The 18,464-nt window shown below is 62.8% G+C and carries 24 protein-coding genes and 1 tRNA gene; 8 read left to right on the plus strand and 17 right to left on the minus strand.

What is annotated here, in order from left to right; genetic code table 11:
- Positions 1-5 precede the first annotated feature (5 nt).
- The 5 genes from ACN9MY_RS03230 (at position 6) to ACN9MY_RS03250 (ending at position 3,059) form a co-directional block, all read left to right on the plus strand.
- A complete protein-coding gene (locus ACN9MY_RS03230; protein ID WP_426167431.1) occupies positions 6-770 on the plus strand; it encodes a cytochrome c1 in 765 nt (254 codons plus the stop codon).
- 112 nt (positions 771-882) lie between these two features.
- Complete coding sequence (locus ACN9MY_RS03235; RefSeq protein WP_426320468.1) at positions 883-1,494, plus strand: glutathione S-transferase N-terminal domain-containing protein; 612 nt, start codon at positions 883-885, stop codon at positions 1,492-1,494.
- A gap of 52 nt (positions 1,495-1,546) precedes the next feature.
- The gene (locus tag ACN9MY_RS03240) at positions 1,547-2,032 is read left to right on the plus strand and encodes a ClpXP protease specificity-enhancing factor (RefSeq protein WP_426167434.1); all 486 of its coding nucleotides are present in this window, start codon (positions 1,547-1,549) and stop codon (positions 2,030-2,032) included.
- Positions 2,033-2,058: 26 nt separating this feature from the next.
- A tRNA-Thr gene (locus ACN9MY_RS03245) sits at positions 2,059-2,134 on the plus strand.
- A 145-nt stretch (positions 2,135-2,279) separates the two neighbouring features.
- Positions 2,280-3,059 (plus strand): DUF3800 domain-containing protein, encoded by a 780-nt coding sequence (locus tag ACN9MY_RS03250; RefSeq protein WP_426167456.1) that lies wholly within the window; start codon positions 2,280-2,282, stop codon positions 3,057-3,059.
- Positions 3,060-3,236: 177 nt separating this feature from the next.
- On the opposite strand, the gene ACN9MY_RS03255 is transcribed toward ACN9MY_RS03250, so the two are convergent.
- The 8 genes from ACN9MY_RS03255 to ACN9MY_RS03290 all read right to left on the minus strand — a co-directional run bounded on the left by ACN9MY_RS03255 (position 3,237) and on the right by ACN9MY_RS03290 (position 8,590).
- Positions 3,237-3,737, minus strand: a complete 501-nt coding sequence (locus ACN9MY_RS03255) for a DoxX family protein (protein ID WP_426167458.1) — start codon at positions 3,735-3,737, stop codon at positions 3,237-3,239.
- A 23-nt stretch (positions 3,738-3,760) separates the two neighbouring features.
- Positions 3,761-4,327, minus strand: coding sequence for a hypothetical protein (locus ACN9MY_RS03260; protein ID WP_426167460.1), 567 nt, complete (start codon positions 4,325-4,327; stop codon positions 3,761-3,763).
- Positions 4,320-5,060 carry a putative DNA-binding domain-containing protein gene (locus ACN9MY_RS03265; protein ID WP_426167462.1) on the minus strand — a complete coding sequence of 247 codons (741 nt, stop codon included), beginning with the start codon at positions 5,058-5,060 and terminating at the stop codon, positions 4,320-4,322. The genes ACN9MY_RS03260 and ACN9MY_RS03265 overlap by 8 nt, the downstream gene beginning before the upstream one ends.
- Complete coding sequence (locus tag ACN9MY_RS03270; protein WP_426336832.1) at positions 5,057-5,875, minus strand: DUF692 domain-containing protein; 819 nt, start codon at positions 5,873-5,875, stop codon at positions 5,057-5,059. Before ACN9MY_RS03270 ends, ACN9MY_RS03265 begins: the two co-directional genes overlap by 4 nt.
- Before the next feature lie 18 nt (positions 5,876-5,893).
- Positions 5,894-6,163, minus strand: a complete 270-nt coding sequence (locus ACN9MY_RS03275; RefSeq protein ID WP_426167466.1) for a hypothetical protein — start codon at positions 6,161-6,163, stop codon at positions 5,894-5,896.
- A 28-nt stretch (positions 6,164-6,191) separates the two neighbouring features.
- Positions 6,192-6,953, minus strand: a complete 762-nt coding sequence (locus ACN9MY_RS03280; RefSeq protein ID WP_426167468.1) for an alpha/beta fold hydrolase — start codon at positions 6,951-6,953, stop codon at positions 6,192-6,194.
- Positions 6,953-7,219, minus strand: coding sequence for a BufA1 family periplasmic bufferin-type metallophore (locus ACN9MY_RS03285; protein WP_090436148.1), 267 nt, complete (start codon positions 7,217-7,219; stop codon positions 6,953-6,955). Before ACN9MY_RS03285 ends, ACN9MY_RS03280 begins: the two co-directional genes overlap by 1 nt.
- Positions 7,220-7,339: 120 nt before the next feature.
- Positions 7,340-8,590, minus strand: coding sequence for a DUF3472 domain-containing protein (locus ACN9MY_RS03290; protein WP_426167470.1), 1,251 nt, complete (start codon positions 8,588-8,590; stop codon positions 7,340-7,342).
- Positions 8,591-8,683: 93 nt separating this feature from the next.
- Here ACN9MY_RS03290 and ACN9MY_RS03295 point away from each other — a divergent pair, with 93 nt between their 5' ends.
- Complete coding sequence (locus ACN9MY_RS03295; RefSeq protein WP_426167472.1) at positions 8,684-9,052, plus strand: hypothetical protein; 369 nt, start codon at positions 8,684-8,686, stop codon at positions 9,050-9,052.
- On the opposite strand, the gene ACN9MY_RS03300 is transcribed toward ACN9MY_RS03295, so the two are convergent.
- The 8 genes from ACN9MY_RS03300 to ACN9MY_RS03335 all read right to left on the minus strand — a co-directional run bounded on the left by ACN9MY_RS03300 (position 9,049) and on the right by ACN9MY_RS03335 (position 15,935).
- Positions 9,049-9,813 (minus strand): hypothetical protein, encoded by a 765-nt coding sequence (locus tag ACN9MY_RS03300; protein WP_426320499.1) that lies wholly within the window; start codon positions 9,811-9,813, stop codon positions 9,049-9,051. The two genes, ACN9MY_RS03295 and ACN9MY_RS03300, sit on opposite strands and share 4 nt — an antisense overlap.
- Positions 9,810-10,001, minus strand: a complete 192-nt coding sequence (locus tag ACN9MY_RS03305; protein WP_426167476.1) for a hypothetical protein — start codon at positions 9,999-10,001, stop codon at positions 9,810-9,812. Before ACN9MY_RS03305 ends, ACN9MY_RS03300 begins: the two co-directional genes overlap by 4 nt.
- 107 nt (positions 10,002-10,108) lie before the next feature.
- Positions 10,109-11,377 (minus strand): FAD-dependent oxidoreductase, encoded by a 1,269-nt coding sequence (locus ACN9MY_RS03310; protein WP_426320501.1) that lies wholly within the window; start codon positions 11,375-11,377, stop codon positions 10,109-10,111.
- A 12-nt stretch (positions 11,378-11,389) separates the two neighbouring features.
- Positions 11,390-11,908: a thioesterase family protein gene (locus tag ACN9MY_RS03315; protein WP_426167480.1), complete on the minus strand. Its 519-nt coding sequence runs from the start codon at positions 11,906-11,908 to the stop codon at positions 11,390-11,392.
- Positions 11,905-12,678 (minus strand): enoyl-CoA hydratase/isomerase family protein, encoded by a 774-nt coding sequence (locus tag ACN9MY_RS03320; protein ID WP_426167482.1) that lies wholly within the window; start codon positions 12,676-12,678, stop codon positions 11,905-11,907. The genes ACN9MY_RS03315 and ACN9MY_RS03320 overlap by 4 nt, the downstream gene beginning before the upstream one ends.
- A gap of 86 nt (positions 12,679-12,764) precedes the next feature.
- A complete protein-coding gene (locus ACN9MY_RS03325; RefSeq protein WP_426320504.1) occupies positions 12,765-13,694 on the minus strand; it encodes a diiron oxygenase in 930 nt (309 codons plus the stop codon).
- A gap of 55 nt (positions 13,695-13,749) precedes the next feature.
- Positions 13,750-15,438: a long-chain-fatty-acid--CoA ligase gene (locus tag ACN9MY_RS03330; protein WP_426320506.1), complete on the minus strand. Its 1,689-nt coding sequence runs from the start codon at positions 15,436-15,438 to the stop codon at positions 13,750-13,752.
- A complete protein-coding gene (locus ACN9MY_RS03335) occupies positions 15,435-15,935 on the minus strand; it encodes a winged helix-turn-helix transcriptional regulator (protein ID WP_426167488.1) in 501 nt (166 codons plus the stop codon). The genes ACN9MY_RS03330 and ACN9MY_RS03335 overlap by 4 nt, the downstream gene beginning before the upstream one ends.
- A gap of 182 nt (positions 15,936-16,117) precedes the next feature.
- On the opposite strand from ACN9MY_RS03335, the gene aqpZ reads away from it, so the two are divergent.
- Together aqpZ and ACN9MY_RS03345 are read left to right on the plus strand one after the other, a co-directional pair.
- Complete coding sequence (aqpZ, locus tag ACN9MY_RS03340; protein ID WP_426167490.1) at positions 16,118-16,807, plus strand: aquaporin Z; 690 nt, start codon at positions 16,118-16,120, stop codon at positions 16,805-16,807.
- Between the two features lie 47 nt (positions 16,808-16,854).
- Positions 16,855-17,187 (plus strand): cupin domain-containing protein, encoded by a 333-nt coding sequence (locus ACN9MY_RS03345; protein ID WP_426167492.1) that lies wholly within the window; start codon positions 16,855-16,857, stop codon positions 17,185-17,187.
- Here ACN9MY_RS03345 and ACN9MY_RS03350 read toward each other — a convergent pair.
- Positions 17,168-18,436, minus strand: coding sequence for an ATP-binding protein (locus ACN9MY_RS03350; RefSeq protein WP_426320509.1), 1,269 nt, complete (start codon positions 18,434-18,436; stop codon positions 17,168-17,170). The genes ACN9MY_RS03345 and ACN9MY_RS03350 overlap by 20 nt on opposite strands.
- Between the last annotated feature and the right edge of the window lie 28 nt (positions 18,437-18,464).

Here is an 18,464-nt window from a genome sequence, read left to right on the forward strand (position 1 = left end):
AATAAATGATCTTTTCGAAGAAACTGCTGGCCCTCCTGGCCCTGGTACCAGCGCTGGCCTTCGCCAACGAAGGCGGCTTCCCCCTGGAAAAGGCCCCGGACCGCTCGCACAACATGGCCGCCCTGCAAAACGGCGCCAAGCTGTTCGTGAATTACTGCCTGAACTGCCACAATGCGTCGTCCATGCGCTTCAACCGCCTGCGCGACCTGGGCCTGACCGAAGAGCAGATCAAGAACAACCTGCTGTTCACCGGCGAAAAAGTGGGCGAAATGATGACCACCGCCATGCCGGCCAAGGACGCCAAAGTCTGGTTCGGCACCGTGCCGCCTGACCTGTCCGTGATCGCCCGCGCCAAGGCAACGCCGTCGAACACCGGCAGCGATTACCTGTACACCTACCTGCGTACCTTCTACAAGGACGACACCCGCCCAACCGGCTTCAACAACATGGTGCTGCCGAATGCGGCCATGCCACACGTGCTGTGGGAGCTGCAGGGCGTCCAGTCCGCCAAGTTCGAAGAAGTGGAAGATCCACACGAGCACGGCAAGAAGATGCACAAGTTCGTGGGCTTCGAGCAAGTCACGAAGGGCAGCATGAGCAAGCTGGAATACGACACCGCCGTGGCCGACATCGTTGGCTACATGGAGTGGATGGCCGAGCCGGCCGCCCAGAAGCGCAAGCAACTGGGCGTATGGGTCCTGATCTTCATGACTATCTTCGCTACCCTGGCATGGCGCCTCAACGCGTCGTACTGGAAAGAAGTCAAATAATTGCGTGCGCCGGATTTTCCGGCGCGTGTTTGCGCCGCCTGATACGTCAGGCGGCCCAACTGGGGTGAACCGTTCGCGGTCTCGCCCCCTTTGTTTCTAAGGAACTAGGAAAATGATGGTTCTCTATTCGGGCACTACCTGCCCATTCTCCCAGCGCTGCCGCCTGGTCCTGTTCGAAAAGGGCATGGACTTTGAAGTGCGCGATGTTGACCTGTTCAACAAGCCGGAAGATATTTCGACCATGAACCCGTATGGCCAGGTACCGATCCTGGTCGAGCGCGAATTGATTTTGTACGAATCGAACATCATCAATGAGTACATCGACGAGCGCTTCCCACACCCGCAGCTGATGCCGGCAGACCCGCTGATGCGCGCCCGTGCCCGCCTGATGCTGTTCAACTTCGAGAAGGAACTGTTCGTTCACGTGCACACGCTGGAAAGCGAGCGCAACAAGGCGAGCGACAGGAGCCACGACAAGGCCCGCGCAGAAATCCGCGACCGCCTGACCACCCTGGCTCCGCTGTTCCTGAAGAACAAGTACATGCTGGGCGACGAGTTCTCCATGCTGGACGTGGCCGTGGCTCCGCTGCTGTGGCGCCTGGACCACTACGGCATCGAGCTGTCGAAGACCGCAGCGCCGCTGATGAAGTACGCCGAGCGTATCTTCTCGCGCCCTGCCTACATCGAAGCGCTGACTCCGTCCGAGAAAGTAATGCGTCGCTAATTGCGGCCCCTGCGGCGCGCCCATGGAGCGCGCCGCAACTTATAGTTTGAACATGGCAGAAATCTCCACCAAGCCCTATATGCTGCGCGCCATCTACGAATGGTGCACCGATTGCGGCTATACCCCCTACCTGGCAGTCAAGGTCGACGCAGCAACCCAGGTCCCGATGGAATACGTCAGGAAGGGCGAAATCGTCCTGAACATCAGCTTCGGCGCCACCTCCGGCCTGAAGATGGACAACGACGCGATCCACTTCCACGCCCGCTTCGGCGGCGTGTCGCGCGAGATCTACGTGCCGGTCAATAACGTGATGGCGATCTACGCCAACGAAAACGGCCAGGGCATGGCGTTTGAACCGCTGCTGGGCCAGGCGCCAGCACCGAAAATGCCTGCAGCGGTCGAAGAAGTTGCGCCAGCGCCGACCCTGTCTTCCGTGCCAAGCGCCCCTGCGCCGCGCAGCGAAGACGATAATGGACCGGACGATGGCGGCGAGCCACCAAAGAAAGGTGGCCGTCCAACCCTGACTCGCATTAAATAGCGTATAATCGCGGCGGAAGTTTTACAGCCGGCTTAGCTCATCAGGTAGAGCAGTTGATTTGTAATCATCAGGTGGCGGGTTCGAGTCCTGCAGCCGGCACCAGCATTCCAAAAGCCCAGCCCTCACCGGCTGGGCTTTTTCTATTTGCGCCTGCGTGGTTGTTGTGCAGCCAATGCTGCAAATCAAAACCCCCGTAAAGTGCACCTCTATAATTATCTGACTTCTTGACAATAATCGAGGAAGAGTGATGGCTGCAGATTTCGTCGCCTATATCGATGAAGCGGGAGATGAAGGTTTCAAGTTTCTGGAGGGCGAACGTGGTAGCTCGCGCTGGTTCGTTCTATCTGCGACTATTGTACGAAAATCGAACGATTTGCAATTAGTGAAGGCTGCGAAGGATGTCAGGCAGCTGCTCGGCAAGCCGGATAAATTCGTACTGCATTTCCGTGAACTGAAACACGAGCAGCGAGTGCCTTACGTGCGCCTATTGGGAACACTACCCGTGCGAACTGTAAGTATACTTGTTCATAAGCCTTCAATTAACAATCCGGAGAACTTTCAGCAAGAGGCGCACAAGCTTTACCGCTACAGCACCAGGCTGCTACTAGAACGTGTTAGTTGGTTATGCAGAGACCACGCAATCGGAGGTGCTTGTAACACGGACCTCATTTTCTCGAATCGGTCTGCGATGTCATATGACGACTTGAGATCCTACTTGGAACTGCTGTCGCAACAAGCCAGGGCAGGTGCAGATATCAACATTCATTGGCCTGCGATCACGTGCGACAGCGTGCGCGCGGTAAATCACGACAAATTGGCAGGCCTACAGCTCGCGGATGCAGTGGCATCGAGTGTGTTCTTCGCAGTAAACAAAACTCAGTATGGAGAGGTCGAAAGTCGGTATCTAGAAATATTGAAGCCGACAATTTACAGAAAAGACCGTCGAGCCGATGGTTACGGCCTGAAGATCTGGTGTGGGGACGACGCGGAAAAACAAAGGCTCACCAAGCTGGTGAGCCTTGAGTAAAGTAGACCCCAGGTTCGAGGTTCCCACCCGTTCGGGCTGCCGCCGTTAAGCGACCTCTACAAATCCTGCGCTTGTCTACGCTTGAATAGTAACAAATGATGGAATTTTCAGCAATCGTTGGCATCAGTCAGTCAAGCGTTACCGTTCCCGTCCCCAGCTAACGCACGCGAATTTGACTCAAGGTTCCTTCGCCGAACGCTTTTGCAAAAGGTGATCGATTGAGAACTTGCCGCCGCCTTGAGCAATCAGAGGCAGCAGTAAGGCGGCCCAGCCCAGGTGGGTCGGCCAGGCTTGTGGATAGACGAAGATCTCGATGACGGCGGTCATGGCAAGGAGGCCGAGGGCGGCGAAGCGGGTGAACAGGCCGGCGACCAGCAGCAGTGGCAGGGCGTGTTCGGCGAAGGTGGCCATGGGGGCGGCGATCTCCGGTGGGATCAGGGGCAGCATGTACTCGTAGCGGAAAAGGTCGATCGTCGAATCCTTCAGCGTGAACCAGCCTTCGACTTTGGTGCGGCCGGAGAGGAAGAAGACTGCGGCAATGCCGAGGCGGGCCGCGAGCAGCTGTACCGATGGGGGCAGCAGGCGCGCGGCAAGTGCGTGGAGCGCTGCGATGCCTCCTGCGATGGTGCCGGTGGAAGTGGCTGCGGCGGCTGGGGATCGGGCGAAGTTGGTGTTCATGGTGGTCTCCGTTTTGTCAGGTATCAGGTGCGCCATTTGCCTTGGCGCGCCAGTGTGATGGCTGCATCGGCGATTTGTTGCGTGGTGGCGCTGGCGGCGAGGCCGATTGCCGGGACAGGCGTTGGCGTGGTGCCGCCATCCGCCAACACGAGGCCGATGACGCGCGTGCGGCGATGGCTGGCGGCGGCGCGCGCTGCCTGGGCTCCCTGACCGGTGCCGATGAAGACCGCTTCCGGGATGTGCAGGCTGTCGATGAAGGTCAGCAGGTCCTGGCCGAGCGCCGTGGCATCCGCATCACGCAGCGTCGGCAGCAGAACGAAGTAGCCTTGCGCTGCCAACAGCGATGCAATTTCGGTGTAGTGGTCGATGGAATCGCCCGGGCTGCGGGCGAGCACGATAGGGCGGCCGTCGTCAGGGCCGGCGGCGTGGTAGCTGAGTGCAGGCTGTGCTGCGGCTACTGCGCGCAGCACTTCGGTGGCGCTGCGGATGGGCAGCGCGGCGCCGGCGAGTGCCGGTGCGAAGGCGAGGCTTGCGGTCCCTGCCAGTCCGGTGAGGGCGGATAGCAGGAACAGGCGGCGGGTTTCATTCATTTTCAACTCCGGTAATGAGTTCACTACCAAGCCAGTCGGCCAGCATGGCGCCGGCGCTGGCGATGCCTTGTTCTTCGCCGACGCGTTCCACCAGCAACGCGCACAAGCCGGCGAAGCTGCCGTCGCGCTGGAGGTGCGTCAGCGCGGCAAATTCGATGGCGTCCAGTGCTCGCAGGCAGGAGACGAAGCCCTGGCGCCAGACCAGCAGGCCGCCGGGCGCGGGAAGCATTTCGCCTTCCAGGTTGCTGCTGCCGTCGCGCAGGGCGAACCACAAGTCGGCGGCGTTGGTGGTGGCAATGCGCAGTTGAAGTGTTGGCGCAAGCGTCAGGCTGGCGTGCTCCCAGTCGACTTCGGCCAGTGCGTCGGCAGCGACAGGCGCGGCATCGGGGCCGATGAACGCCTGGTCCAAGGCATGCTCGATCCAGGCCAGTTCGTGCAGGTCCGGATTGTCGGGGAACAGCGCCTGTAGCGTGTCGCAGAAATCGTCGGCGTAGGCGTCCAGCGTCCAGGCGTGTGGAGGGCGGCGCTTGATGTGCGCTGCGGCAGCATGCAGGAAGGCTTCTTCGCCGATGAAGGCGCGCAGTTGCGGGTAGCTCTCTTCCAGGCAGCCGACAAGCTGCGCGCGGTAGTTGTTCAGGTAGACCGCGCGGCCAGGGCCGGCCGGCACGCCTGCAACGGGCGTCGATGAGGCCAGCATGGCGTGGAAATCGCCCTGGAGATTGGCGAGGTTCATGCTGCCTCCCTGTGCGCTGCGAGATGGCGCGCGATATCGAGTTCGGCCAGCAGGTCGGCCAGCGGCGGGATATCGCCATCGCGCTCGATCATGGTGGCCACAGGGCCGCAGCGTGCGATCGTCTGCTGGTACAGTGACCACACCGCATCGTTGACGGCGCTGTCGTGGGTGTCGATCAGCAGGCCGTCGCCCTGGCTATGGCCGGCGAGGTGGATCTGGCATACGCGGTTCATCGGTACCCCGCGCAGGAAATCGAGCGGATCGAAGCCGTGGTTGCTGGCACTGACGAAGACGTTGTTCACGTCCAGCAGCAATCCGCAGCCGGTGCGCTTGGCCATGGCGGAAATGAATTCCCATTCCGTCATGCTGGACTCGGCATACGTCAGGTAGCTCGAAGGATTTTCGACCAGCATGGTGCGTCCCAGTGCTTCCTGCGCCTGGTCGATGTTGTTGCAGATGATGTCGAGCGCCTCCTGCGTGTAAGGCAGCGGCAGCAGGTCGTGCGAATTGAAGCGGCCGATGCGCGACCAGCTCAGGTGGTCGGAGACGAACATCGGTTCGATCTCTTCCACCAGGGCGCACAGGCGGGCCAGGTAGTCCGGCCGCAAACCGTCGGCCGAACCAAGCGACATCGACACACCATGCAGCACCACGGGATGCTTCTCCCTCACGCGGCGCAGGATATCGCGCGGCTGGCCGCCGGCGACCATGCAATTCTCCGAGATCACTTCGACGAAATCCACGTCGACGTCGCCTTCGAGGAAATCGCGGTAGTGCTCGCGGCGCAGGCCGAGGCCAAAGCGATGGGCATGCATGGTGTGCCTCCGTTTGGATTACTTGGCTTCGGTCAGGGTGCCGCCCAGTGCCTTGCACTCGGTCGGGGTTTTTACCAGCACTCCCTGGCCTTTGCACTGGTTCAGGCCTTTGCAGTCGTTCTTGGCGGTGGCGCACAAGCTGGTGCCCTTGCAGGTGTTGATGCCGTAGCAGCGGCCCGGTTCTTCCTTCACTTTTTCTGCAGCGAACGATGGTGCCGACAGGGATGCCAGTGCGATCAGGGCGGCGGCGCCGGCCAGGCCAGCGCGGGTTTTGGTAGCGATGCTCATGATGAATCTCCTTTGGTTAAAGTAGGACTTACTGGACGCTGAGGGCAGCGTCTTCGATGACTTTCGCGACCGCTTCCGGCTGCGAAATTTGTACTGCATGGCTTGCTGCGATTTCTGTGACCCTGGCGCCGGCACGCTTGTACATCCAGCGCTGCAGTTCCGGGCTCACCAGGCGATCCTGCGTGGCGACAATGCCGAAGCTTGGCTTCTGGTGCCAGGTGGCGAACCAGCTTGGCGTTCCCATCAGCACATTGCTGACCGGTACTTGCGAGGCCGCCATGAAGTTGACGCGGTTGGGCGTCAGGTCGGCGGCCAGGTCGGCCTGGAAGCGCGCAGTGTCGTAGAACTGGAAGCCTGCGCGGTCCGGCTTGACGCCTTCACCGGCGCCCGGTATCGACGACAACAGCTGCTGCGAGGTTTCGCCGACTTCCGGCATCAAGGCCGCCACATACACCAGCGCCTTGACCTTGTCGCCGGTGGCCACATTTGACATCACCGTGCCGCCAATGCCATTGCCGACCACGATCACGTTGCCGAACTGCTGGAAAATCGCTTTGCGGACGATGGCAATGTCGTCGTCGAGCGAGGTATGGGGCAGTTGGGCCACGGTGACGTTGAAGCCTTTCAGACGCAGGGTGTCGTGCACCACGCGCCAGCTGGAAGCGTCGATGAAGGCGCCCGGCACGATCACAACGTTTTTCGCGGCTGGCTGGGCGGCCGGTGCGGTGGCATGTGCCGCGCCGGCAAGGCCGGCTGCCAGGGCGATCACCGATGCAATGGCACGCTTCATCACTTCGCCTTCAGCGAGCCGTAGCCCTTAGGGGTTTTGATGGAGGTGCAAGTGCCTTTTTCGACCAGCACCCAGGCATCGCCCTGGTAGTCGACTTTGGAGGTTGCTGCGCACGAAGTGCCCGGGCCCGCGGCACAATCGTTATGGCCGGCTTTCGCCACGCCATAGCACTTTTCCATTTCCTTCTTGGGTTCTGCGGCGTGTGCGGCGGAGGTGCACAATGCGATAGCCAGGGTGGCTGCCAGTCCTGCGTAGGTGGTTTTCATAATCTTGGTCTCCTTGGTTAAGGTGTGACCAGATTAAGGGGGCAGTGTGTATCGCTTTTGTCGAGAGCTCGTGAGAAGTGTATCTGGCATGGCGCCAGATACACTGGGATACAAAAATGTCTACGGCAGGGTGCCGACGTCCACCGTTGGTACTTGTCCGGTAGCCGGGCGGGTGAAGCTTTGGTTGATTGGCACATTGGGGCTGAAGAAGCCGCCATTACGCAAGTAGAAGCTTCCGTTATGCAAGCCACCTGCGTAATCCATGCGCTGGGCGTTGGCTGCGGTGGCGTCGCCAGTGAAGCGTGCCGTCACCAGTTCGGTCCAGCTACCGCCGGTACTGCGCGCCCACTGGTTGTTGAACTGTACGCTGCGGCCAAGGTAGCCCCTGGTGTCAATGAAGTTCTCCAGGAAGGAATACACGCCGGCGTGGTAGGTCGTGGTGGCCGGGCGCTTCCAGGTGGCGATGAAGCGCCAGGCGTTGGTTTCGGGTGCGTAGAACCAGGCGGAGAAATTGGTACCGCCCGCGCCGTCCGGCACGACGCGTGTGATGAAGCGGTAGGTCTGTCCGGCCATCCAGTTGTACAGCAGGTAGGACTGGCCGCCGGTGCCTTCTCCGCCAAACGAGTTGTCGACCACGTTCGGGCCCTTGCGTACCAGCGTGGTCTTGGCGCCGTTATCGGCATCCCAGATCGAGAACAGCACGCGGCGTTCGGTCGGCGAGTTGACCTGGATGCCGAAGTAGCCGCCATTGAATCCGTTGGCCATGAAATAGGAGCCGATCTTGTCTTCGCCTGCCGGCACCGTCACCTCATTGTAGAAATACTCGGTGTTGGCCGGCACCGTGTAGCCGAGGTGGACGGATGGCCCGCGGCGCGACCAGTAGTAATTGGCTGCGTCGTTCGCATAGTTCAGCGGCGTGCTGGTGTTGACGCGCAGTGCCGCAACGTCACCGAAGTAGGAGCCGGATTTGCTAATGCCTTGCAGGTCGACCCGCACGTAACCGGCTGCGGGCACGTTGATGGTACCGACGGTGTAGGTCTTGGTCCTGCCCTTGGTGAGGGTGATGTCGAACGGCGTGCCATTGGCGGTCACGCGGATGTTGCTGGTCTTGCTGCCGGTCAGGCCGGCGTCCAGCGACAAGGTGGCGTTGCCCGCGGCGGCCATGCGGAACCAGATGCTGGTGACGGTATTGGCGCTGGTCCAGTTGGCCAGGCCGTTGTTGTTGATGACTTCCGTCGAACCGGCATCGGCGCTGGTGACGAAGCCGTTGCCGGCCAGGGCGACTACGGCATCCCCGCTGGCAACAGGCTGGCCCGCCAGGGCCGCGGCGGCGGAAAACGCAAGGATTAACAGCGAAATTCTTCGTTTCATCTCCATATCCTTTCAATTTTATTGAAAAACGAAAGGTAAACTACGATGAATCGAAAGTAAGCGCAACTGAAATCGCAGCGTACAATGAGCGGCATGAGGCCAGACCTGCCACCCGACCAGCAATGGAAGCTGATGCTGGGGAGCTTTATCCATGAGTTCTCCCGGCTGGAAGCGCACGTATTCATCCTGTGCGCACGCTGCATCGGTACCGACGACACGCGCAAGCTCACATTCGGCAAGCGGCTTGACCGCATCAAGGCCAGCCTGAAGCAACAATCGCCGCAGTCCAGTGAAGCCATGCTGGCGCTGTTGCGCGAGGCGCGCGGCCTGGCGGAATTTCGCAATGCGCTGCTGCACAACACGTCTTTCCACGGCATGGGCGGCAGCGCGCCGCAAATCGAAGAAATGGAAGCACGGCTGCAGCAGCTTGAGGTGCTGCTGGACGCGCTGGCGCTGGCTTAGTTGCGCAGGGAGGCGATGGCTTGCTGCACGCGCGCACTGTCGACGCGCTTGGCCAGCTTGCGGCCTTGTTCGCGCATGCGCTCGAACGCTTCGTCGAGTTCCGCCGCGCTCGGCTGCAAGGGCGCCAGCGAACGGGCCAGCTTCGGCAGGAGGCCGCGTTGCAGGAAGCGTTCTCCCATCTGGCTCAATTGCCAGGCTACCGCGCCAAGGCTGAGGAAGAAGGCGATGATGAAACCGGTGTCCATGTTTTCCGGCGCCAGCTGTCGCAGCGCGGCAAGCACCAGGGCGCAAAACGCGAATGCGCCGCCGATGGTCCACCACACTTCGCGGTCGAGGCGCGTGGTCGCTTCGAACTCGTCGAGTGCGTCGGCCTGCAGGCGCAACGCCGCATCGAGCTGGCGCCGGCGCTCCGATTCATCAAGCAGCAAGGGCGCTTCGCGCAGGCGCGCAGCAGCGGCCAGTGCATCGGCGTGGCGGATCGACAAATGGGGATTGGTGGTTTGTTCCAGCTGCACCAGCGGCAGCTGTTCCGCGCTCAACTGGGTGTAGTGTCCGACTTCCATGGGCAGCGCCATGCCGCAATCGCAGCAGGTGCGCTGATATCCGGCCAGCTCGCCTTTGGAAATGGTGAGGTAGTACACGTGCCAGGCCATGCCGATGCGCTGCACGGAGAACGCACGGGCTGCCCGGCATACGGGGCAGAAGTCGGCGACGTAGCCGGCGTGGGTGTAGACCGCCTTCCTGCCCCAGACGAAAATCATGCGTGCTTGTGGTGAGTGGTTGCCTTCGCGGTCTTATGGTGCGCGGAGGTTTTCTTCTTCGCCAGGTGATGCTTGGTGGAGGTCGAGGCGGTCTTGTGGTGGGTGGCGGTGGCCTTGGCGTGGGTGGTGCTGGCAAAGGCAGGCACGGTCAGGGCGAGGGCCAGGCTGGCAACGATCAGGTGTTTCATGCGTATCTCCGAGGGCGGCAATGGCGTGCCGGTTCGCCCAGCCATTATAGGCCCCGCCTCCGCCGTTTTTCCATAGGCACAAACCGTAAGGGATGCCCTTTGTACCGTCAGCCGAAATGGCGGCGCATCAGGGCTCGCGCCTGCCGTGCGCTGTGCTCGACTGTCTCGAAGTTCAGGGCGCCGCCCGCGTAGTATATGCGGCACTGGCCCTGCAAGGCGTCGATGCGTTCGAAATAACCGGCTTCCAGGGCGGTGCCGTCGACATGAGGGAAGTAATCCCACTCCTGCTGCAGGACGACGCGCTCCAACCTACCCCCTTGGGCGGCAATATCGGCCGCCAGCAGCTCGCGCAACTGTCCGGTGCTGGCGGCGTCCCCGGCCAACTGCCAGCCCAGGTACATCGGCAGGGCAGGATTGCGGTTGGCCCAGGCATTCATGTGGCCGATGCGTTCGGGGTGTTCGTTCTGGTGCAGGAACAGGAATTCCCCACCCGGCAGGCTGCTGGCGGCAAAGGCGCTGACCAGGTAGCGGTTGCTGCGCAACTGCGCCAGCAGGGCGGCGGCTTCGCTGCCGGCCGGCAGGAAGCTGGCTGCCGTGTGCAGCGGCGCCGCCACCACCACTGCATCGAAGCTGTGCTGGTCGCGGCCATTGATGGTGAGCTGCACCGGACGGCCTGGTGGGCTGTCGAGTGCTGTCACGGCCGCGCCGAGGCGGACGTCGAGCTCTCGCGCCAGTCCTTCCCACAAGCCCTGGAAGCCCTGCGGGAAGACGTGGAACTTGCCCGGCGCCAGGCCGCCCTGGCCGTCGGGCCGGAACAGCCACGGGATCAGTTTCATGAAATACAGGGCCGGCACGGTTTCGTAATAGCCGTAGCCGAACCCCACCAGGGCGCCGCGCGCCAGTTCGGCCACCGGCGTGAAGCCGTGGCTGGCGGCGAAGCGGTCGAACGGCTGGTGCAGCGCGCGCGGCATGCCGGCCAGGGTATCGTAGCGAACCATGGCATAGCGTTCCAGCGCCGCGCCATAATTGGCGATGGCTTGCCCGATTTCGTCCGCGCTGTAGCGGCTGGCAAGGAAGGACGGGGCATCGTGCCGCACCCCATGCTCGTCGAGGAAGCGCTGCTCCACCGGGTAGGGCGCGATCGCAACGCCCAGGCGCTGCGCCAGTCCCAGCACCAGTTCGCACTCGGCGGAGGCGATGACGGCGCCCAGTTCTACCGGGCCGGCGGGCGTCTGCGCGGTGTACACCTTGCCGCCCACGCGCGTGCCCTGTTCGAACAGCGTGACTTTCTTGTAGCCCAGCTGGCGCAGGGTGTCCGCGGCGGTCAGCCCCGCCGGGCCGGCGCCGATGACGGCGATGTTTTGTATGGCTTCCATGGGTTCTCCCGGTCAGGCCCGCATCAGGCGATCGGCCTCGATCCACGCCGTGACCGAGCGCGGGAAGACCGGCGAGGCCGGATCCACGCCCAGTACCGCGCACATTTCATTGCTGCCCACCACGCCGTAGGGGCCGACAATGCCGCCCTTGGTGTGGCCGACCGCCATCACGTCCCCGTCGAGCACGAACTCGAAGCGGATATAGGTCCAGCGCTCGTCCCAGCACAGGGCGCAGAAGCGCAGGGTATAGCGCCGGAACGGCTTGAGCCCGCGCCGGAACGCGATCATCGAGCCGCCCAGCATCGGGCGCCAGCCGCGCTTGAGGGCCGGCCCCATGAAGCCGGCGCGCGTCATGTATTCGACCAGAGCCAGGTCGATGATGGTCATGTAGCGGCCATTGTTCATATGGCCGTTCAGGTCCAGGTCGTTGGGCAGCACGGTGAGCTGCATCTCGATCGTGTCGCCGATCTGGATCGCGGGCTTGAAGCAGGCCCGCAGCCAGACCAGCATGAGGCGGAAATACAGGTTCATTGCGCGGCTGCCGCGGCGGGTTGGCGCAGGCGGCTGGCGACGTAGCGCAGCGCCTGCTGGGTTTCCGGCTGCAGGAAGGCGTCGACGAAGTCGTCGACCGGCAGCGCATCGACGTCGGCAAACACGTCGCGCAGGTCGCGGCGGGCGATGGCGCGCGTGCTGACCAGGGCTTGCGGCGGCACCGACAGCAGTTCCTGCAGGCGCTCGCGCGTGCGCGCCACCACCTGCGAAGGCTCGGCCAGCTCGTCGACCAGGTTCACTTCCAGCGCCTGCTGCGGCGACAGCATGCGGCCGAACACCAGCAGCCTTTCGGCCTGCAGGGCTCCCACCACGCGGCGCACCGCAACCTGGAAGCAGTCCGGCAGCGCCACGCCGACCCGCACTTCGTTCAGGCCAACCTGCCAGGGGCCTTGCGCCATGACGCGGTAGTCGCAGAACACGGCCAGCAGGGCGCCGGCGGCCATGCAATGGCCGGTAATGGCGGCGAAAATCGGTTGGCGCGACAACGCCATCTCGGACGCCAGCAGGAACACTTGCTGCCAGTATTCGCGCACGGCTTCGTAGTCGCCGCCGACCAGGGCGGCCACGTCCACGCCGGAGGAAAACACGCCCGGCGCACCGGACAGGATGATGCCGCGCTGGCCTGTGCGCTCGGCTTCGGCCAGGGCATGGCGCAGGGTTTTCAGCACGCCCACGTCGATCAGGTTGACCGGCGGTCGGGCGATGCGCAATTCCGTGATGCCGGAATCGTGGGGAATGATATCGATCATGCTTGCTCCAGATTCTTTTTGAAACGGCGACAGCTGTCCCTGGCGCGCACTGCGCCATGCAAGCTGCCGCCTGGGGATGATGGGGCTTACTGCTTGATGATGTTGTGCTTCAGGCACCACTCGCGCACGTCGCGGAAGCGGGCTGCATTGAGGCGCTGGTTGTTCGGCGAGTTGCGCACCTCGCGGATCTTGTCGGTGTCGCCGGGTTTGATCGGGAAGTCGAAGGATGCATGCAGGGCGATTTCCGGCATGTAGGTGTATTCGTCCAGCAGGAAGCCGTAGCCCTTCTGGAAGAACTCGCACATCTCTGCCAGCTCCTCCTTGGGCGCCGCCTCGAAGTAGTTTTCGCAGATGGTCTTGGCGAAGGCGATGTGGCGCACTTCTTCCAGGTGGTGTTCCTTGAACATCTGGCGCGTCAGCGGGTCGATGCCGTCGGTCTGGGTCTGGAAGATCGAGTTCAGCTCCGCGAACCATTCGATCAGCAGGTTCCAGCAGATGCCGTACACCGGATGCTTGCCGGCCAGCTGGCGCTCGAACAGGGAGTAGTTGGGGATGTTTTCCGGATGGCTCCACAGGCGCAGGTTGGCCTTGTCCAGGTAGCGGCGGAACATCAGCGTGTGCACGATCTCTTCGCGCGAGAACACCATCAGGTATTCGCGCACGTCGTCGCTCAGGACGCCGTGGTACTGGTTGACGTAGCCGACGTACAGTTCGGGCAGGGTCTGTTCCAGCCAGATGAAATAGGACACGTCGCGGCCGGTCTCCAGCCACAGCACTTCATTGCGCTGTTCCTCGGTCAGCATATCCCAGTAGGGCGTGCCGTAGATCCAGCTCGACTCGGCCACCTTGGGCGGCTTGGAAAAGTCGATGCCTTTTTCCCAGTCGACCACCTGGTCGAGGAACAGCAGCTTGCGGTGCGAGGCGTTGATCAGCGTGCGCACGGTCTTGCTGCGCTTCTCGTCGAGCACGATAGGGTTGGTTTTAGGTTGGCTTACTGCGGCAATACTGGCTTCCATACTTAACTCCTGTTATTGAGATGTTCGGGGGCAGTACAGGGAATGCAGCAAAAACTTACGCCGCGACCTTTTCGTCGCGCAGCTCGCGGCGCAGGATCTTGCCCACATTGGTCTTGGGCAGGGCGTCGCGGAACTCGATGTATTTCGGTTTTTTGTAAGCGGTCAACTGCTGTTTGCAGTAGTCCATCAGCTGTTCGCTGGTGAGCGATTGGTGTTTGCGCACCACGAACAGCTTGACGGCTTCGCCCGAACCGGCGTCGGGTACGCCGATGCAGGCGCATTCGAGCACCAGCGGGTGGGCGGCCACCACGCCTTCCACTTCATTGGGGTAAACGTTGAAGCCGGAGACCAGGATCATGTCCTTCTTGCGGTCCACAATGCGGACATAGCCCTGTTCATCCATGATGCCGATGTCGCCCGACTTGAAGTATCCGGACGCCGTCATGACCTTGGCCGTTTCGTCCGGACGCTTCCAGTAGCCGGCCATCACCTGCGGGCCGCGGATGGCGATTTCGCCGGCCTGGCCGAAGGGCAGGGGATTGCCGTCGTCGTCGACGATCGCCACTTCGGTCGACGGCACCGGCAGGCCGATGGTGCCGCTGAAGCCGTTCTGGTCGGGACGGCACAGCGTGGCCGTCGGCGAGGTCTCCGACAGGCCGTAGCCTTCCAGGATCGGGCTGCCGGTCGCGGCCAGCCAGCGTTCGCTGACCACCTGCTGCACCGCCATGCCGCCGCCCAGGGTGATGCGCAGGCCGGAAAAGTCGACCTTTGCGAGCTCGGGCTGGTTCAGCAAGGCGTTGAACAGGGTGTTCACCCCGGGGAAGAAATTGACGCGGTACTTGGCCAGTTCCTTGACGAAGCCCGCCATGTCGCGCGGATTGGGCACCAGCAGGTTCATCGCGCCCCAGCGCGCGCCCATCAGCATGCAGGCGTTCAGCGCCAGGATGTGGTACAGCGGCAGCGCACATACCGTCACCACCTGTTCGCCCTTGGCTTGATTGAGCAGGGCCGGCCCGGCCCACGCATCGTTCTGCAGCATGTTGGCGATCACGTTGCGGTGGGTCAGGGTGGCGCCCTTGGACAGGCCCGTGGTGCCGCCCGTGTATTGGAGGAAGGCGATGTCGTCGTGGCCCAGCTGCATCGGGCGCAGGGCTTCGCGTGCGCCCTGGCGCAAGGCCGCGCGGAATGGCACGGCGCCCGGCAGATCAAAGAGCGGCACCAACTTCTTCAACGTGCGCACCACGAAGTTGACCAGCATGCCCTTGGCAAAGCCCAGCATGTCGCCCATGCTGGCCACCACCACGTGCTTGACGCTGGTGCGCGGCAGCACCTTTTCCAGCGTGGTGGCGAAGTTTTCGAGGATGAAGATGGCTTCGGCGCCGGAATCGGTCAGCTGGTGCTCCAGCTCACGCGCCGTGTACAGCGGATTGACGTTCACCACGGTGCAGCCGGCGCGCAGGACGGCCGCCACTGCGACCGGATATTGCAGCACATTGGGCATCATCACTGCGACGCGGGCGCCCTTGGCCAGTCCGCGCTGCTGCAGCCATGCGGCCAGGTTGCGCGAGTGCTCGTCCCACTCGCGGTAGCTCATGACGCTGTCCATGCAGGCGTAGGCCTTGCGCGCGGCGAACTTGCCGAAGGACTCCTCCAGCAGGTGCGGCAGGGAGCGGTACAGGTCGGGATCGATGGAGGCCGGAATGCCATCGGGGTAGGACTTGAGCCAGACTTTATCGGTATTCATTGTTTGCTTGTCTCCTCTCTCATGCGCATCAAAGCGTGCGTCTTGTCATCGGCGCCGGGGCCGGCCACCGTATCGATCTGCGCCGGCGCCAGGTCGCGCCCGTCGGCGGCGCGGATGCCCACGCCGGCCACGGGCAGCCCGGTTTCGCGCTCCACCAGCGTCATGCGCGGCCCGTCCGGATGCGGCGCCCATTGCTCGCCCCACACGGTCATCGCGGCCAGGATGGGATAGAGCGAGTGGCCCTTGGGCGTCAGGCGGTAATGGACGATGCGGGCGTCCTCGTCGCTGGGCTGGCGCAGCAGGATGCCGTTCTCCACCAGCTTGCCCAGGCGGCGGGCCAGGATATTGGTGCTGATGCCGAGGTGGCGCTGGAAATCCTGGAAGCGGCTCATGCCGCAGAAGGCGTTGCGCAAAATGACAAAGGTCCACCATTCGCCGACCTGCTCCAGGGTCTGGGCGATGGGGCAGTTCATCTCGGCGAACGAACCTTTGCTCATTGGCTTCCATTTTGGTAGTAAATATATAACATTTACTCTATTGAAACCGCTTGCGTAACACAAGCGAATTTTCTAGAACGGTCGCTCTATTTTTCTGCGGTGCAACATGTCGCACCGTTGTCATTTCCGCCATTTATAGTTAATCTGTTTGCAAAATTACCAATCGTCAACGGAGGCGTGACATGCAAAAACTGGGTGCGGAATTCTTCGGTACGTTCTGGCTAGTCCTGGGCGGTTGCGGCAGTGCGGTGCTGGCGGCGGCATTTCCCGGGGTGGGGATCGGCTTGCACGGGGTGTCGCTGGCCTTCGGCCTGACGGTGCTGACCATGGCCTTTGCCATCGGCCACATTTCGGGCTGTCATTTGAACCCGGCGGTATCGGTCGGCCTGTGGCTGGGCGGCCGCTTCCCGGCCAAGGATTTGCCGGGCTATATCGTGGCGCAGGTGCTGGGCGGCATTGCTGCGGGCGGCGTGCTGTACCTGATCGCCAGCGGCAAGGCAGGTTTTGACGTGGCCGCCGGCTTCGCCTCCAACGGCTATGGCGAGCATTCGCCGGGCGGCTACAGCCTGGTGGCGGCCCTGGTCACGGAAGTGGTGATGACGGCCTTCTTCCTGGTGGTCATCCTGGGGGCAACCGACAAGCGCGCACCGGCTGGCTTTGCGCCGATCGCCATCGGCCTGTGCCTGACCCTGATCCACCTGATCTCGATCCCGGTCACCAACACCTCGGTCAACCCGGCGCGCAGCACCGGCGTCGCGCTGTATGTCGGCGGCTGGGCGGTGGCGCAACTGTGGCTGTTCTGGGTGGCGCCGATCATCGGCGCCGGCGTCGGCGCAGGCATCTACCGCTTCATTGGCGACGAACAGAAATAAGTGCGGCGGCGCCAACTGCTATCATTGGGACAATCCAGGGAGGGTATATGGCGCTACCGCATGCATCATCCGGGCAAGTGGTCCGGATTGGCCGCGAGGCCGGTGAAAGCTTGTCGCAGTTTTCTTCCATCGCACTGGCCAAGACGGAGCAGCTGGAATTGATCCGCATGACCGTGCCGGCCGGCCGTGCGGTACCGGAGCATGCGGTCAAGGGCCAGATCACGCTGCAATGCCTGGAAGGCGAGGTGGCGTTCGATGCGCATGGCCGCACCGCCATCCTGCGCGGCGGGGAAATGCTCTACCTGCAAGGTGGCGCGCCGCACGCCCTGCGCGCCAACACCGATGCGCTGCTGCTGTTGACTATTGTGCTGGAGGATTGAGCGGCAGGCGGAAGGTGAACCGGACGCCGTCGCCCGGCCTGCTGTCGAGGCGTACGCTGCCCTTCAGGATCGCTTGCACGGCGTTCAGCACGATCGTCAGGCCCTGCCCGCGCGCCCCCTCGCCGACCCGCGTCGTGTAGAACGGTTCGAACACGCGCGGCAACGCATCGGCGGCGATGCCGCAGCCATTATCCGTATACACCAGCTCCACGTCGCTGCCCTGGCGCGTAGCGGCAATGTGCACGCAGCGTCCCTCGCGGCCGGCAAAGGCATGGCGCGCCGAATTGTCCAGCAAGGCAACCAGGACCTGTTCGATATGGCCTGGGTAGCTGTCCATTTCCAGGCCGGCAGGAATATCCACCGTCAGGCTGATCGCTTCGCGTCGCAGCGAGGGCGCGGTGGCGCTGGCGACGTGGGCCACCGTTTCGTCGAGGTCGAAGCGGCGCCGCGGCTGCCCCTCCTGGTCCACTGCGATCTGCTTGATGCTGGCCAGCAGGTTGCCGGCACGCGTGCTATTGCGTTCGATCGTGTCGCAGGCTTGCCGCCCTTCGTCGAGCATGCGCCGCAAATTCGATTGCGACAGGGAGCGGGCTTCGGCCTGCTGCAAAATATCGTCCAGCCGCGCGGCCAGCGAGGACGAGCCCAGCACGATATTGCCGAGCGGCGTGTTCAGCTCATGTGCGATGCCGCCGACCAGGCGGCCGATGGTGGCCAGCTTGGCAGTGGCCACCATCTGTTCCAGCAGCGCGGCATCGCGCAGCGCCTGTTCGCGCCGTTCATAGACTTGGCGCAGGTCGCGTTCGACCAGGCCGCGGAATTGCTCCAGCAGTGCGCGCTGGGTATCGTCGTAGGGATTCCTCTTCCGGTCCAGCACGCAGATGGTGCCGAACACGTGGTCGTTAGGCCAGACCAGCGGCAGGCCGAGGTAGGAAACCATGCCGAGCTTGATGTCGGGATTGGCGCACCAGGCGGCGTCCTGCAAGGCATCCGGCACCAGGAGTTCGCCTCGCCGCGCCATCACGGTCTCGCAATACAGGCCGGTATTCAGCGGCGCCAGTTCATGTTCTTCGTAGGGATTGCCGGGCGAATGGCTGGACAGGAATACCTGGATGCTGGGCGGCTGCACGCGCATGATCAGGGCGGCCGGCACGTGCAGCAGGCGGGCCAGCAAGTCCAGGACTTGCTGCCACTTGTCCGCCATCGTCGTGTCGATCTCGAGCGTTTCGGCCAGGTTCGCGGAACTGATCATCGTCGCCTCCACTGAAGGGATGCGCCGA

This window comes from Pseudoduganella sp. R-31 (assembly GCF_049913235.1).
In the GTDB taxonomy this organism is placed as follows: Bacteria; Pseudomonadota; Gammaproteobacteria; order Burkholderiales; family Burkholderiaceae_D; genus Rugamonas.